Here is a 14,185-nt window from a genome sequence, read left to right as displayed (position 1 = left end):
AATGGCACTGACAAAAATGAAAGACCTGCGGGAACTGAGTGATCAAGAGGTGAGCGATCGCATTGCCGCCATTAAAAAAGAACTCTTTGATCTCCGCTTCAAAAAAGCCACCCGCCAAGAGGTCAAGCCCCATCAATTTAAGCATCTGCGCCACGAGTTGGCACAGCTTTTAACCCTTGAGAATGAACGTCGCCGCAGTGGAGGCCAAGACTAATGGCAGTTAAAGAACGTGTTGGCGTCGTCGTCAGCGACAAAATGCAAAAAACCGTCGTCGTTGCCGTCGAAAACCGCGCCCCCCACCCCAAGTACGGCAAAATTGTCGTCAAAACCCGCCGCTACAAAGCCCATGATGAAAATAACGAAGCCAAAGTGGGCGATCGCGTGCGCATTCGGGAAACCCGTCCCCTGAGTCGCACCAAGCGTTGGGTCATTGCCGAGATTCTCAGTCCTCGCACTGCCTAAGGAGAGCCAGCCATGATTCAACAGGAAACCTATCTCAACGTTGCCGACAATAGCGGCGCCAAAAAGCTCCTCTGCATCCGTGTGCTCGGCGGCGGTAACCGTCGCTACGGCAGTGTCGGCGATGTGATCATTGCCACCGTCAAAGATGCCACCCCCAATATGGCCGTGAAAAAATCCGATGTGGTTCGCGCTGTCATTGTGCGCACCCGCAAAACCATCCGCCGTGAAAGTGGCATGAGCATTCGCTTTGATGACAATGCCGCTGTCTTGATCAACCAAGAGGGTAACCCTCGCGGTACCCGTGTCTTTGGTCCTGTGGCTCGTGAACTGCGGGATAAAAACTTTACGAAAATTGTTTCATTGGCACCGGAGGTACTCTAATGGCGGCCAAGAAAGCAAACAAAAAGCCAGTGCGCTATCGCATGCACGTGAAAAAAGGGGACACGGTTCAAGTCATCGCTGGCAGCGACAAAGCTAAAGTCGGCGAAGTCCTTGCGGTCTTCCCCAAAACCAGTCAGGTGATTGTCAAAGGGGTGAACCTGAAAACCAAACATGTGAAGCCCCGCCAAGAGGGAGAATCCGGCCAAATCATCACCAAGGAGGCTCCCATCTACAGTTGTAAAGTGATGCTCTACTCCACCAAGCACAACGTGGCCAGCCGCATCTGTTACACCTACACCGAAGATGGCCGTAAGGTGCGCATGCTCAAGAAAACTGGCGAAATCATTGATTAGGTCTAACCCGTTTTCCCTCTCTGACCCAGCCCAGAGAATGCCCCTAGGAGAAGCCCCATGTCCCAACGCCTCAAAGATCACTACAACAAAACCGTTGTGCCGCAGCTCATGCAGCAGTTTCAGTACAAAAACATTCACCAAGTCCCCAAGATTGTCAAAATAACCGTCAACCGCGGTCTGGGGGAAGCGGCGCAAAATGCCAAAGCCCTTGAAGCCACCATTGCCGAAATTGCCACGATTACGGGACAAAAGCCCGTGGTCACCCGCGCCAAGAAGGCGATCGCTGGCTTCAAAATTCGCAAAGGCATGCCCGTTGGTGTGGCCGTGACGCTGCGATCCGATCGCATGTATGCCTTTTTGGATCGCTTGATTAACTTGGCACTGCCACGGATCCGTGACTTTCGCGGTGTCAACCCCAAAAGCTTTGATGGCCGGGGCAACTACACCCTAGGTTTGCGCGAGCAACTGATTTTCCCCGAAGTCAACTACGACGACATTGATCAAATTCGCGGCATGGATGTCTCAATCATCACCACTGCCAATACTGATGAAGAAGGACGCGCCCTGCTCAAAGCAATGGGCATGCCGTTCCGTGAGAACTAACGCCGGAGGCAGATTTTTAAGGAGCAACTATGGCAGTAAATGACACGATTGGCGATATGCTAACTCGCATCCGCAACGCAAACCTTGCGCGTCATCAAACCACCACCATTCCGGCCACGCGCATGACCCGCAGTATTGCGCAGGTGCTGAAAGCGGAAGGGTTTATTCGCGATTTTGAAGAGCAAGGGGACGGCATCAAACGGCATCTTGTGGTTTCCCTAAAATATCGCGGTAAGCAGCGCCAGCCGATTATTACTGCGCTCAAGCGGGTGAGCAAACCCGGTCTGCGCGTCTATGCCAATTCCCGTGAGTTGCCCCGAGTGCTCGGTGGTATCGGCATTGCCATCATCTCCACCTCTAGCGGCATCATGACTGATCGCGAGGCACGGAAGCAGGGCATTGGCGGCGAAGTACTCTGTTACGTTTGGTAAGCTCGGAGGAAGTCCCACATGTCTCGTATTGGCAAGCGTCCCATCCCCCTGCCAAAGAATGTTACCCTCACCCTAGACGGGCAGCAAGTCACGGTCAAAGGCCCCAAGGGTCAACTGAGTCGGGTTTTTCCGCCCGAGGTGAATGTTGCCCAAGAGGGCGAAAATATTGTTGTCAAACGCCGCGATGATTCTCGACCTGCTAAAGAACGCCACGGCCTCTGCCGCACGCTATTGGCCAACATGGTGGAAGGCGTCTCCCAAGGGTTTACGAAAAAGCTGGAGATTCAAGGGGTCGGTTACCGCGCCCAACTCCAAGGCAAAACCCTTGTCCTCAGTATGGGCTACAGCCACCCCGTTGAGATTGTGCCACCTGAGGGCATTACCCTAGAAATTGAGGACAACCAAGGTAAAAAAGTGCAGCAGGGCACGATTGTCCTTGTCAGTGGCATTGATAAAGAACTAGTCGGCAACACCTCTGCCCGTATTCGCGCCGTACGTCCCCCTGAACCCTACAAAGGCAAGGGCATTCGCTATATGGGTGAATTTGTGCGTCGTAAAGTTGGTAAGACAGGGAAGAAATAGATGAAACAAACTCGTACTGCGGCTCGCCAAAGTCGGCATCAGCGCATTCGCCGCAAAGTCAAAGGTACCAGCGATCGCCCCCGCCTCGCTGTCTTTCGTTCTCATCAGCACATCTATGCTCAGGTGATTGATGACACCCGGCACCATACCCTTGTGGCCGCTTCCAGTGTTGAGCCAGAACTGCGGCAAAAGCTGGGGGATGGCAGCACCTGTGCCGCCTCTATTGAAGTGGGGCGACTAATTGCAGAGCGTGCCAAAGCCGCTGGCATTGAGCGCGTTGTCTTTGATCGCGGTGGCAATCTCTACCATGGTCGTGTCAAGGCCTTGGCGGATGCCGCCCGTGAAGCTGGACTAGACTTTTAGAGGATGACCCGATGGCAAATCGTCGTAAAAACCCCCGCAAAGTTGAAAAAGAAACCGACTGGCAAGAGCGGGTCGTCCAGATCCGCCGCGTCTCCAAAGTAGTCAAAGGCGGTAAGAAACTGAGCTTCCGTGCCATTGTGGTTGTTGGCAACGAGCGTGGCCAAGTGGGTGTGGGCGTCGGTAAGGCTGCCGATGTCATTGGTGCGGTGCGCAAAGGTGTGGCCGATGGCAAAAAGCACCTGATTGATGTCCCGATCACCAAATCCAACTCTATTCCCCACCCCACTTTTGGCGAAGGCGGTGCTGCCCGCGTCATGATTCGCCCCGCTGCACCGGGAACCGGGGTAATTGCTGGTGGCTCTGTGCGCACCGTTCTAGAACTAGCAGGGGTACGCAACGTGCTGGCCAAACAACTAGGCTCCAGCAACCCCCTCAACAATGCCCGCGCCGCCCTCGAAGCCCTTGCGGCCTTGCGCACCTTCCAAGAAGTTGCCGAGGAGCGGGAAATCCCCATTGAAAACCTCTATAGCAAATAGGTAGGAGTTGTCCATGCGGTTTCAAGATCTGCACCCCCAAGCGGGATCGCGACGACGCAAACGGCGGATTGGTCGGGGCATTGCCGCAGGTCAAGGGGCAAGTGGTGGCTTTGGGATGCGCGGGCAAAAATCCCGTTCTGGTCGCCCCACCCGTCCCGGCTTTGAAGGCGGTCAAAACCCCCTCTACCGTCGTCTCCCCAAACTCAAGCACTTTCCCCTCGTCAACCGGAAGGTTTACACTACGATCAACGTGGGTCGTCTCAATACCCTACCCGCCAATAGTGTAGTGACGGTTGAGTCTCTCCTTGAGACTGGCATTCTCACCACCGCCAAATATCCCCTCAAAGTGCTGGGGGATGGTGAGCTAAACGTCAAGCTAGAGGTTCATGCCGCTGCCTTTAGTGGCAGTGCCCGCAGCAAGATTGAAGCTGCTGGTGGGGTATGTGTGGAGACCTCCGTTGCTGCCGACAGTGAATAGAGGAACCCCAATATGATTGTGAATCGCGGCAAGGCACCCACTGCCCAAGAAACCTTTATGCAGATGGCTCAAGCGGCTGGTCTGCGGGGTCGACTCCTGATCACCATTGGGCTATTGATCTTGGTACGGCTGGGGATTTATCTACCCATTCCGGGGATCGATCGCGCCGTTTTTGCCCAGAGCGTCCAAGATAATGCCGTGATTCGCTTCCTCGACATCTTTTCAGGCGGTGGCCTCTCTGCCCTTGGGATTTTTGCCCTCGGCATTCTGCCCTATATTAACGCCTCCATCATCATGCAATTGCTGACTGCTGCTCTCCCCTCCTTGGAGCGGCTGCAAAAGGATGAGGGAGAAGCCGGCCGCCGCAAAATTTCCCAAATTACTCGCTACGTGGCTGTGGGCTGGGCAGTTCTGCAAAGTTTTGGCATTGCCATTTTTGTCAGTTCCATTCCCGGTGCGGCTTTGCATCCGGGGGCGTGGTTTGTTGCTGAAATTGTCCTTGGCCTGACCGCTGGCTCAATGGTGGTGATGTGGATTTCGGAATTGATTACTGAGCGGGGCGTGGGTAATGGAGCCTCACTCTTGATCTTTTTGAGCATTGTTGCCTACTTGCCTGCCTCAGTGGGTCAGACGATCGCCCTCGCCGAAAGTGGGGGCAATATTGGCGGCATCGTTATTTTGGTGGCCGTCTTTTTGGCCATGATTGTCGGCATTGTCTTTGTGCAAGAGGGGACTCGCCGCATCCCCATTGTTTCGGCACGTCGCCAAGTGGGGCGCAAACTCTACCGCGAGCAAACCAGTTACCTGCCCCTGCGCTTAAACCAAGGGGGGGTGATGCCAATTATCTTTGCCTCAGCGGTACTCATTCTGCCTTCCACCTTGGCGCAGTTTACCCGCAACGAACTCGTGGCACGACTGGCCAGCTATGTTTCCCCCGCAGGTCCTACCCCATGGGCATATGTGATTTTCTACTTGCTCTTGATTCTCTTCTTTAGCTACTTTTACGCTTCTTTGATTGTTAACCCTGTGGATATGTCCCAAAACCTGAAAAAGATGGGCGCTAGTATTCCGGGAATTCGACCGGGGAAAGCCACCTCTGATTACCTAGAGCGGGTTCTCAACCGCCTGACATTCCTAGGGGCGATCTTTTTGGGTCTGGTGGCGATTATTCCCACGGCAGTCGAAAGTGCAACCAAAGTAACAACATTTCAAGGGCTGGGGGCGACCTCCCTGTTGATCTTGGTGGGGGTGGCCATTGACACCTCAAAACAGATTCAAACCTATGTGATTTCACAACGTTATGAGGGGATGGTGAAGCAGTAATGCGCTTAATTTTGTTTGGCGGCCCTGGTTCGGGCAAAGGGACACAGGCAGCAATTCTGACCACACTTTTGGGGATTCCCCATATTTCTACAGGGGATATTCTGCGGGCAGAGCGAGCTGCGGGCACCCCCCTCGGTCAACAGGCTCAAAGCTACATGGATCGCGGTGAACTGGTACCGGATCAGGTGATTGTGGATATGGTGGCCAATCGCTTGCAACAGCCAGATACGGCTGCGGGTTGGCTTTTGGACGGTTTTCCCCGCAATGTGGTACAAGCAGCAGTCTTTGAGGAGATGCTCAAAAGCATTCACCAAGACTATGATTACTTGCTCTTCTTAGATGTGCCTGCTGCGATTCTCCAGGAACGCGCCCTCAAGCGTGCTCAGCAAGCGGCCAATGGTCAGCAGCGCTCCGATGATACCCCTGAAACCATCCTCAAGCGGGTACAGGTCTATGAGCGGGAAACCCTACCGATGATTCAACAGTACATGAGTCATCCCAAGTTTGTGCACATTGATGGAACACGTACGATCGAAGAGGTAACTGCTGCCATTCAAGCACGTATTGGGGAGGTGAACCGTGTCTAAACAGGATGCTATTGAAATTGAAGGGACAGTGACCGAGTCATTGCCCAACGCCATGTTTCGGGTGGATCTGGACAATGGCTTTAATGTCCTTGCCCATATTTCCGGTAAGATTCGCCGCAACTACATCAAAATTTTGCCGGGCGATCGCGTGAAGGTTGAATTGACCCCCTATGACCTGACCAAGGGGCGGATTACCTATCGCCTGCGCAAAAAGTAGTTTGATCTTTGTTGGCCACTCTGCTAAGATATAAAATTTGCGACTACATGAGCAACTGATATGAAAGTAAGAGCATCGGTACGGCGTATTTGTGAAAAATGCCGCGTCATTCGGCGACGTGGTCGGGTCATGGTGATCTGCACCAATCCGAAGCACAAGCAGCGCCAAGGGTAACCCACTGTTGTTGCACACATAGGAACTAGATTCATGGCTCGTATTGCTGGTGTTGATTTACCCCGCGACAAACGCATTGAAATTGCCCTCACCTACATCTATGGCATCGGCTTGACCCGCTCCAAGGAAATTTTGGCAAAAACGGGTGTTAACCCAGATACCCGCACTCGCGATTTGACGGATGCCGATATTGCGGCACTGCGGGCTGCGATTGACGAGTACCAAGTGGAAGGGGATCTGCGCCGTCTCGAGGCCATGAATATCAAGCGGCTCATGGACATTGGCTGCTACCGCGGGCGGCGGCATCGCCTTGGATTGCCGGTTCGTGGTCAGCGCACCCGTACCAATGCGCGCACCCGTCGTGGTGGTCGCCGCACTGTGGCGGGTAAGAAAAAACCCGCTGCTAAGAAATAAATTTTTCCGCTCCTGCTACCTGATTCACGGTTTGGATAGATTATGGCACCCTCTGCAAAACGCTCTGGCCCTCGTAAGCAAAAGCGCAATGTCCCCAGTGGCGTTGCCCACATTCAGTCCACATTTAATAACACGATTGTCTCAATTACCGACCCCAATGGTGAGGTGATTGCTTGGGCCTCCGCTGGCTCCAGTGGTTTCAAAGGTGCCAAAAAAGGCACACCCTTTGCAGCTCAAACTGCTGCTGATAATGCAGCTCGCCGTGCCATTGATCAGGGAATGCGGCAAATTGAGGTCATGGTGAGTGGTCCCGGTTCTGGTCGCGAGACAGCGATTCGGGCGTTGCAAGCCGCAGGTCTAGAAATTACCCTCATTCGGGATGTGACCCCCATTCCCCACAATGGTTGCCGTCCCCCCAAACGGCGGCGGGTTTAGGTTCGTTTGGGTCACTTGGGAGCACAGTTATGGCATATCAAATTGAATGTTTGGAAACACGGGTTGAGGAGGATCAAGGGCAGTACGGCCAATTTGCGCTGTACCCCCTCGCCCCCGGTCAAGGGATTACGGTGGGGAATGCCCTGCGGCGGGTTCTTCTTGCCAACTTACCCGGTAGTGCCGTGACAGCGGTGCGCATTGCCGGTGTGAATCATGAGTTTTCAACAATTCCCGGTGTGCGCGAAGATGTCATGGACATTTTGCTGCAAATGAAGCAGTTGGTGATTCGCAGCCACACCTCAGAACCCCAAATGGGTCGCCTTTTTGCCCAAGCCCCTGAGAATGAGCCATTGACGGTTACTGCTGGCATGGTGCAACTTGGCTCTGAAGTGGAAGTGGTCAACCCCAACCACTATATTGCCACGCTGATGCCGGGGGCAACCTTGGAGATGGAATTCAAGATTGAACAGGATCGTGGCTATCGCTCGGTGGAGCGGGTACGGGACGATCGCCTTGCCTTGGACTATCTGCAATTGGATGCGGTCTTTATGCCCGTGCGGCGGGTCAACTATACCGTTGATTCGGTGCGCAGTGCGGGTGCAGAGGGCGATCGCCAGCTCCAAGACTATCTAAAACTGGAAATCTGGACGAATGGCAGCTTGACCCCCCAAGATGCCCTCAATCAGGCGGCAACGATTCTCGTGGATCTCTTTAGCCCCTTGAAGGAAGTGCCCCTGCACACCTCTGAGGCCACCACCACCGATGAGCATGACGAAACGGGACAAATTCCCATTGAGCAACTCAATTTGTCGGTGCGTGCCTACAACTGTCTCAAGCGTGCCCAAGTCAATACGGTCGCTGACCTCCTTGAGTATTCCCAAGAAGAGCTACTGGAGATCAAAAACTTCGGTCAAAAGTCTGCCGAGGAAGTGATCGAAGCACTGCAAAAACACTTGGGCATTACGCTACCGCCCCAAAAAGCTGCCCGTAACTAGAGAGATTGAATGAGGTTTGTCTATGCGTCACCAACGTCGGGTTCCCCAGCTAGGACTGCCAGCCGATCAACGAAAAGCACTGCTGCGGGCACTGACCACTGAATTGATTCGCCATGGCCGCATTACCACCACCAAAGCGCGGGCAAAGGCGGTACGCGCAGAGGCGGAGCGGATGATCACCTTGGCAAAGGATGGCTCCTTGGCGGCACGGCGGCGTGCTCTTGGCTATCTCTACGATAAGCAACTGGTGCATGCTCTGTTTGCCCAAGCTCCAGAGCGCTATGGCGATCGCAAGGGTGGCTATACCCGCATTATCCGCAGTGTGCGGCGGCGAGGTGATAATGCCGAATTGGCGGTCATTGAACTGGTGTAGCAGGCAATGATGACGGCGATCGCACCTCCTCAGAGCGGCCAACGCTTGGCACTGCTTATTCAGTACCAGGGCACCCATTTCCACGGCTGGCAACGGCAGGTGGGACAGCGCACAGTACAGGAGGTGATTGAGCAGGCGATCGCCAGTGTTGTCAATCATCCCGTCTCTGTTGTCGCAGCCGGTCGCACCGATACAGGGGTTCATGCTGCTGGTCAAGTGGCTCACGTCACGGTCAACTCGCCCATTCCCGTTCATCGTTGGCCGGGGATTCTCAATGCTCGCTTGCCTGCCGATGTGGTGATTCGTGCGGCGGCAGTGGTGCCCGATCACTGGCATGCCCGTTTCTCGGCGCTGTGGCGTCGCTATCGCTATACCCTCTATACCGATCCCTGCCCCAATATCTTTCTGCGCCCTTGGACATGGCACTACTACTATGCCCCCTTAGATGTGGAAAAAATGGCAGCCGTGCTTCAGCCATTATTGGGGCGGCATCACCTCAGTGCCTTTCACCGTTCGGGCTCGAATCGTGCCCATTCTTGGGTGGAGGTGCAGGCGGTGAGCTGCCAGCGGCGCGGTGCCCTTGTGGAAATTGAGGTGCAAGCTTCGGGGTTTCTCTACGGCATGATGCGCCTGTTGGTGGGACTCTTGGTACAGGTGGGGCAAGGCCAGCGATCGCCCGCCAGTTTTACGGAAATTTGGCAGCAGGAGCAACGCCACCTCGTCAAGTATGCTGCCCCCCCTGTAGGCCTTTGTCTATTGGGGGTGGGTTATCCTGAATCGCCTTTCCCCCTTGCCCTGTGCACCGAGGCGATGCCCCAGTTTCAGTTAGCCTCCATTAGCCCTGAATTGTCCATTGCATAGAATCATGGAGTTTGTGATGACCAGTACCGTAAAGACACCACTGCCCGCCGTGGATGACCTTGCTCCCCAGTGGTATGTCATTGATGCCGCTGATCAACGCTTGGGTCGGCTAGCCGCAGCAATTGCCCGTATTCTCAGGGGTAAAAACAAAGCCATTTACACCCCCCACATGGACACGGGTGACTTTGTGATTGTCATCAATGCCGAGAAAGTCACCGTCACCGGCAGAAAACGCTCCCAAAAACTCTACCGTCGTCACTCGGGACGCCCCGGCGGCATGAAAATTGAAACCTTTGATCAACTGCAAGCCCGCATTCCCGAGCGGATTATTGAGCATGCTGTCAAAGGGATGCTGCCGAAAAATTCCCTTGGCCGTAAACTCTTTACCAAGCTGAAAGTTTATGCTGGGCCAGAGCATCCCCACCAAGCGCAAAAACCCCAGCCTTTGACCATTAACACGATTCCGGGAGCCTAACATGCAGATTGCTGATCAGTCTAAGCGGGTAGTTTATTTGGGAACCGGTCGCCGTAAGTCGGCGGTGGCACGGGTGCGCCTGATCCCCGGTAGCGGTCAACTGTTGATCAATGGCCGCAATGGGGCTGACTACCTGCAAAACAACCCCACCTATCTCAACTTGGTGAAAGCCCCCCTTGAAACCCTTGGCCTTGAAAGTAGCTATGATATTTATGTCAATGCCACGGGGGGTGGTTTGACGGGGCAAGCAGATGCCATTCGTTTAGGGATTGCCCGCGCCCTGTGTCAACTGGACATCGAAAACCGCAAGCCGCTGAAAACGGAAGGCTATCTCACCCGCGATCCCCGTGCCAAGGAGCGGCGTAAATACGGTCTGCGCAAAGCCCGCAAAGCCCCCCAATACTCAAAACGTTAGGATTTTCGTCTTTTACTTCTCGTTTGTGGTGAGACGCCTATGCCAAAACCGAACATTCATCCCCAGTGGTATCCCGAAGCCAAAGTCTATTGTGACGGTGAAGTAGTGATGACCGTGGGTTCCACGAAACCCGAACTGCACGTGGATATCTGGTCAGGCAACCATCCCTTCTTCACGGGTACTCAGAAAATCGTTGACGCTGAAGGGCGGGTGGAACGCTTCCGCCGGAAATACAGCGGTGCCAAACCCCAGCAAACTGCTAAAGGGAAAAAAGCTGCCGCTAAACCTGCACCCAAAACCAACAAAAAGGGCTAATCGCTCTTCATGTCCCCCTTTTTTCAGCCGGCTGAGTGGCTGCCCCATCGCGCCTGTTGGTTAGCTTTCCCCAGTCACGAGGATTTGTGGGGAGAACTATTACCGCAGGTGCGTTTAGAATTTACTGCCCTGTGTCGCGCGATCGCTGACCCCGATCCCGTAACAGGTCAGTGCCGCGGGGAGCAACTGAAGATTCTGGTGCTAGATGAGGTGGGAGAAGCCACTGCTCGTTCTTATCTCGGGGATCTGAATCCACAGTTTTATCAGCTCCCCTTTGGTGACATTTGGCTGCGGGATACCGCTCCTGTGGGCTTAATCAATGAGGCAGGGGAGCGCCGACTCCTCTGTTTGCCCTTTAATGGTTGGGGCAAGAAGTATCAACTTCCCGGCGATAGTGACTTGGCTGTGCGCCTTGCTCTAGCCATCGGCCTCCCCTATGGGGCGATGCCGTTATTCTTGGAGGGGGGGGCGATCGAAGTGGATGGCGAAGGAACCTGCCTCACCACCCGCCAGTGCCTCCTCAACCCCAACCGCAATCCCTATTTAGACAGCGCAGAAGTGGAAGCCCGCCTCAAGCCCGCCCTTGGCGTGAGCAAAATCCTCTGGATTGAATCGGGACTGGCCAACGATCACACCGATGGTCACATCGATACGCTGGTGCGTTTTGTGGCTCCGGCAACCGTGGTTTGTATGCTGCCCGACAGCCCTGAGGATCCGAACTACGATGTCCTGCTGACGATTTATGAGCAGTTGCAAACGCTAACGGATGCCAAGGGGCGCTCCCTAGAGGTGATCCCAGTGCCTTCGCCGGGGCGGGTGACGAGTCGAAAGGGGGAGATTTTACCCGCTAGCTATGTCAATTTTTATATTGCCAATACCACCGTTGTCGTCCCCACCTATGGTGTCGAAGCGGATGCCAAAGCGGTTGAGGCGATCGCCAAGCTCTTTCCCAGTCGCAAAACTGTTGGCCTTCCCGCACGGACGATTTTAGAAGGGGGAGGCGCCTTCCATTGCATTACTCAGCAGGAACTATGAGAACACTGACCGTTGCTGCCATTCAAGCTCAACTGACCGATGATGTTGAGACCAATATTCTGCACCTCAGTGATCTAGTGCGGCAGGCGCATCAGCAGGGGGCACAGGTCATTGTCCTGCCAGAGCTATTTGAAGGTCACTATTTTTGTAAGGAAGAGCGGGAGAGTCACTTTCAGCGGGCACACCCCGTGAAAAACCACCCAACAATTGCTCACTTTGAGGCCTTGGCGCGGGAACTGGCGGTGGTGATTCCAGTGTCCTTTTTTGAAAAGGCGGGCACCGTCTATTACAACAGTGTGGCCATGATTGATGCGGGGGGTGTCAACCTCGGTGTCTATCGCAAAAGTCATATTCCCGATGGCCCCGGCTATGAGGAAAAGTTTTACTTCCGCCCCGGCAATACAGGCTTTCGAGTCTGGCGTACCCGCTACGGCAAAATCGGTGTCGGCATCTGCTGGGATCAGTGGTTTCCAGAGGCTGCACGGGTGATGACCCTGATGGGAGCAGAAGTGCTCGTGTATCCCACTGCCATTGGCAGTGAACCCCACGATCCCACACTGGACACCAAAGACCCGTGGCAGCGGGTGATGGTTGGTCATGCAGTGGCAAATGTGATTCCAGTGGTGGCAGCCAACCGTGTGGGTGATGAGGGGGGACAACTATTCTATGGCAGTTCATTTATTGCTAATCCAAGGGGAGATCTGGTGGCCGAGGCTGATCGCACCCAAGAAGCAGTGCTTGTCCATAGATTTGATTTAGAGGAAATTGAACGCCTACGGGCGGCCTATGGCTTCTTTCGCGATCGCCGACCCGGCCTCTACAAAGCCCTGTTGACTGCGGATGGTGTTAGTTAATTGCCGTGGCTTGGCTGGAGATGAAAGTGTAGGTGCTGATGAGCCTGTAGCCGATGGCAATGATCATGCTCGCTGTCGTGCTCATGGGGATGAGTGTGCCAAAAACCAGCGGGGAGATGCCGCAGGTGCCACGGTTGGGTCAACACCACAAAAGCGATGAAAAGCACCATGCTACTGAGGCCAGTATAGAAAAAATGTTGGGCTGGAAACTGACTGCCGAACCATCCCGCTAGGGGATAGGCCAAGACCCACCAAAGATGACTCCAAGCAAACTGAGCGCCATAAACCCGACCCTGCAAGTCCACGGCCACTCTCTCAGCAATTACCGTCTGCATAGGCACATTGACGAGGGTTTTACCGATACCCGCGATCGCCCACAACAGAGCGAGGGTAGGGACATTGGCACCATAGGCAGCCAACAGCGGCAGCACCGTCAGTATCCCCCCTAGGGCCATCACCACCACTGCACTCATCCTGCGACAGGAAGAACCCCAAATCACCGCAGCCAAAGTAGCACCCACACCAAATGCCGCCATGATTGAGCCGTAGGCCTGACTTCCTGCCTGTAGCGTGCCCTGAACATAGCCGACGGTATTCACCAAAATTTCCGCGCCAGCGATCGCCGCCACCAATTGCAGTAGTAATCCATAGCGAATTGCTGCATCCCACCAAAGGCACTGACTACCAACACTTAGCTCCTCAAGAAATCCGCTACGGGGGGGGACTGATCCTGCTCTAGGTACGATCAAAGCAGTGGGCAGCCCAGCAATCAACACCGCTGCAACCAAAAAGGTCAAAGCATCCAAAAAGAACACTGAACGGGTACTGCATAACGCCGCAACACTACCTGCGAGGGCTGGGCCTAAAACACTCAGGAGTTGGTACGTGGCATTCGAGAGGGCGATCGCCGGTGGGCACTCTTCAGCCGTCGTAATCAAGGGTAATGTGGCCGTGTAGGTTGGGGTAAAAAGGGCGTGAAAGCCACTCAGCAAAGCCACTACGAGATACAGTTGCCAGCCGTCAGTAACAAACGGCAAGAAGGATACCAAAACCATCCGCACAAGATGGGTAGTCACCATCAATCCCTTGCGATCCAATCGATCTGCTAAGACACCAGCAATAGGAGCCAATAGCACAAAAATGGTGACCCGCAGCGTTAAGGCAGTTGAGAGCCACAGTCCTGAATTCTCTCCTGCTAACTCAAAAGCAAGGAGTGCTAAGCCGAGCCATGTGAACGCATCCCCAATCAGATTGATCGTTTGCGCCGTATAGAGACCGGCAAAGGCTCGATTCCGTAGGCACTGCAACAGGGGAGGAAGTTGAAAGGTCATGGTGGCCACCTCAGAACCCACGCGTTTACTATATCCCCCCTAGGGGGATGTCTGCCAAGGGAAATCACGGATGAACTATGATTGGATTGGCGTAGGTTGTTCTTAAATACCTGTGAGTGGTGCAGCTACATCTCAGTATCCTGCTCGCGATCGCCAGCGGCCTAGCTCTACCGACAGTTACTTTTGCAAACT

The 14,185-nt window shown here is 54.4% G+C and carries 25 protein-coding genes; 24 read left to right on the top strand and 1 reads right to left on the bottom strand.

What is annotated here, in order from left to right; all coding sequences use genetic code 11:
- Position 1 precedes the first annotated feature (1 nt).
- From rpmC to aguB, 24 genes are read left to right on the top strand one after another with little or no spacing between them, the layout of a single operon-like run.
- Complete coding sequence (rpmC, locus tag RHK62_RS06520; RefSeq protein WP_206201511.1) at positions 2-214, top strand: 50S ribosomal protein L29; 213 nt, start codon at positions 2-4, stop codon at positions 212-214.
- Positions 214-462 carry a 30S ribosomal protein S17 gene (gene rpsQ, locus RHK62_RS06515; RefSeq protein WP_011055945.1) on the top strand — a complete coding sequence of 83 codons (249 nt, stop codon included), beginning with the start codon at positions 214-216 and terminating at the stop codon, positions 460-462. Before rpmC ends, rpsQ begins: the two co-directional genes overlap by 1 nt.
- Positions 463-474: 12 nt before the next feature.
- Positions 475-843 (top strand): 50S ribosomal protein L14, encoded by a 369-nt coding sequence (gene rplN, locus RHK62_RS06510; protein WP_149817900.1) that lies wholly within the window; start codon positions 475-477, stop codon positions 841-843.
- Positions 843-1,196, top strand: coding sequence for a 50S ribosomal protein L24 (rplX, locus tag RHK62_RS06505; protein ID WP_225901675.1), 354 nt, complete (start codon positions 843-845; stop codon positions 1,194-1,196). The genes rplN and rplX overlap by 1 nt, the downstream gene beginning before the upstream one ends.
- A 57-nt stretch (positions 1,197-1,253) precedes the next feature.
- On the top strand, positions 1,254-1,799 hold the full coding sequence (gene rplE, locus RHK62_RS06500; protein ID WP_206201510.1) for a 50S ribosomal protein L5: 546 nt from the start codon (positions 1,254-1,256) through the stop codon (positions 1,797-1,799).
- Positions 1,800-1,828: 29 nt separating this feature from the next.
- On the top strand, positions 1,829-2,230 hold the full coding sequence (gene rpsH / locus RHK62_RS06495) for a 30S ribosomal protein S8 (protein WP_149817898.1): 402 nt from the start codon (positions 1,829-1,831) through the stop codon (positions 2,228-2,230).
- Positions 2,231-2,248: 18 nt separating this feature from the next.
- On the top strand, positions 2,249-2,812 hold the full coding sequence (gene rplF / locus RHK62_RS06490; RefSeq protein ID WP_302679109.1) for a 50S ribosomal protein L6: 564 nt from the start codon (positions 2,249-2,251) through the stop codon (positions 2,810-2,812).
- A complete protein-coding gene (gene rplR, locus RHK62_RS06485) occupies positions 2,813-3,175 on the top strand; it encodes a 50S ribosomal protein L18 (RefSeq protein ID WP_206201508.1) in 363 nt (120 codons plus the stop codon). It begins immediately after the preceding gene.
- Between the two features lie 11 nt (positions 3,176-3,186).
- Entirely contained in the window at positions 3,187-3,711 is a 525-nt protein-coding gene (gene rpsE / locus RHK62_RS06480; protein ID WP_011055952.1) for a 30S ribosomal protein S5, read from the top strand.
- A 13-nt stretch (positions 3,712-3,724) separates the two neighbouring features.
- Positions 3,725-4,189: a 50S ribosomal protein L15 gene (gene rplO, locus RHK62_RS06475; RefSeq protein ID WP_206201507.1), complete on the top strand. Its 465-nt coding sequence runs from the start codon at positions 3,725-3,727 to the stop codon at positions 4,187-4,189.
- A 12-nt stretch (positions 4,190-4,201) separates the two neighbouring features.
- Positions 4,202-5,512 (top strand): preprotein translocase subunit SecY, encoded by a 1,311-nt coding sequence (secY, locus tag RHK62_RS06470; RefSeq protein WP_206201506.1) that lies wholly within the window; start codon positions 4,202-4,204, stop codon positions 5,510-5,512.
- Positions 5,512-6,099, top strand: coding sequence for an adenylate kinase (locus tag RHK62_RS06465; RefSeq protein ID WP_206201505.1), 588 nt, complete (start codon positions 5,512-5,514; stop codon positions 6,097-6,099). The genes secY and RHK62_RS06465 overlap by 1 nt, the downstream gene beginning before the upstream one ends.
- A complete protein-coding gene (gene infA, locus RHK62_RS06460; RefSeq protein WP_011055956.1) occupies positions 6,092-6,316 on the top strand; it encodes a translation initiation factor IF-1 in 225 nt (74 codons plus the stop codon). The genes RHK62_RS06465 and infA overlap by 8 nt, the downstream gene beginning before the upstream one ends.
- Before the next feature lie 60 nt (positions 6,317-6,376).
- The gene (gene rpmJ, locus RHK62_RS06455; RefSeq protein WP_011055957.1) at positions 6,377-6,490 is read left to right on the top strand and encodes a 50S ribosomal protein L36; all 114 of its coding nucleotides are present in this window, start codon (positions 6,377-6,379) and stop codon (positions 6,488-6,490) included.
- A 33-nt stretch (positions 6,491-6,523) separates the two neighbouring features.
- Positions 6,524-6,904, top strand: coding sequence for a 30S ribosomal protein S13 (gene rpsM, locus RHK62_RS06450; RefSeq protein WP_024125578.1), 381 nt, complete (start codon positions 6,524-6,526; stop codon positions 6,902-6,904).
- A 42-nt stretch (positions 6,905-6,946) separates the two neighbouring features.
- Positions 6,947-7,339, top strand: coding sequence for a 30S ribosomal protein S11 (gene rpsK, locus RHK62_RS06445; RefSeq protein WP_011055959.1), 393 nt, complete (start codon positions 6,947-6,949; stop codon positions 7,337-7,339).
- Positions 7,340-7,368: 29 nt separating this feature from the next.
- The gene (locus tag RHK62_RS06440) at positions 7,369-8,334 is read left to right on the top strand and encodes a DNA-directed RNA polymerase subunit alpha (protein ID WP_206201504.1); all 966 of its coding nucleotides are present in this window, start codon (positions 7,369-7,371) and stop codon (positions 8,332-8,334) included.
- A 22-nt stretch (positions 8,335-8,356) separates the two neighbouring features.
- On the top strand, positions 8,357-8,707 hold the full coding sequence (rplQ, locus tag RHK62_RS06435; protein WP_206201503.1) for a 50S ribosomal protein L17: 351 nt from the start codon (positions 8,357-8,359) through the stop codon (positions 8,705-8,707).
- Positions 8,708-8,713: 6 nt separating this feature from the next.
- A complete protein-coding gene (gene truA / locus RHK62_RS06430; protein WP_206201502.1) occupies positions 8,714-9,568 on the top strand; it encodes a tRNA pseudouridine(38-40) synthase TruA in 855 nt (284 codons plus the stop codon).
- Positions 9,569-9,584: 16 nt separating this feature from the next.
- The gene (rplM, locus tag RHK62_RS06425; protein WP_206201501.1) at positions 9,585-10,043 is read left to right on the top strand and encodes a 50S ribosomal protein L13; all 459 of its coding nucleotides are present in this window, start codon (positions 9,585-9,587) and stop codon (positions 10,041-10,043) included.
- A gap of 1 nt (position 10,044) precedes the next feature.
- Positions 10,045-10,458 (top strand): 30S ribosomal protein S9, encoded by a 414-nt coding sequence (gene rpsI, locus RHK62_RS06420; RefSeq protein WP_149817876.1) that lies wholly within the window; start codon positions 10,045-10,047, stop codon positions 10,456-10,458.
- A 39-nt stretch (positions 10,459-10,497) separates the two neighbouring features.
- The gene (gene rpmE, locus RHK62_RS06415) at positions 10,498-10,773 is read left to right on the top strand and encodes a 50S ribosomal protein L31 (protein ID WP_149817874.1); all 276 of its coding nucleotides are present in this window, start codon (positions 10,498-10,500) and stop codon (positions 10,771-10,773) included.
- Between the two features lie 9 nt (positions 10,774-10,782).
- A complete protein-coding gene (locus RHK62_RS06410; protein WP_206201500.1) occupies positions 10,783-11,808 on the top strand; it encodes an agmatine deiminase family protein in 1,026 nt (341 codons plus the stop codon).
- The gene (gene aguB / locus RHK62_RS06405; RefSeq protein WP_310438379.1) at positions 11,805-12,662 is read left to right on the top strand and encodes an N-carbamoylputrescine amidase; all 858 of its coding nucleotides are present in this window, start codon (positions 11,805-11,807) and stop codon (positions 12,660-12,662) included. Before RHK62_RS06410 ends, aguB begins: the two co-directional genes overlap by 4 nt.
- Here the strand turns inward: aguB and RHK62_RS06400 are convergent.
- Positions 12,659-13,993: an MFS transporter gene (locus RHK62_RS06400; protein WP_302679105.1), complete on the bottom strand. Its 1,335-nt coding sequence runs from the start codon at positions 13,991-13,993 to the stop codon at positions 12,659-12,661. The genes aguB and RHK62_RS06400 overlap by 4 nt on opposite strands.
- Between the last annotated feature and the right edge of the window lie 192 nt (positions 13,994-14,185).

The organism is Thermosynechococcus sp. HY213, from assembly GCF_031460975.1.
Classification (GTDB): Bacteria; Cyanobacteriota; Cyanobacteriia; order Thermosynechococcales; family Thermosynechococcaceae; genus Thermosynechococcus.
The sequence above is the reverse complement of the archived record's forward strand: the minus strand, read 5'-3'. Positions and strand labels throughout refer to the sequence as shown.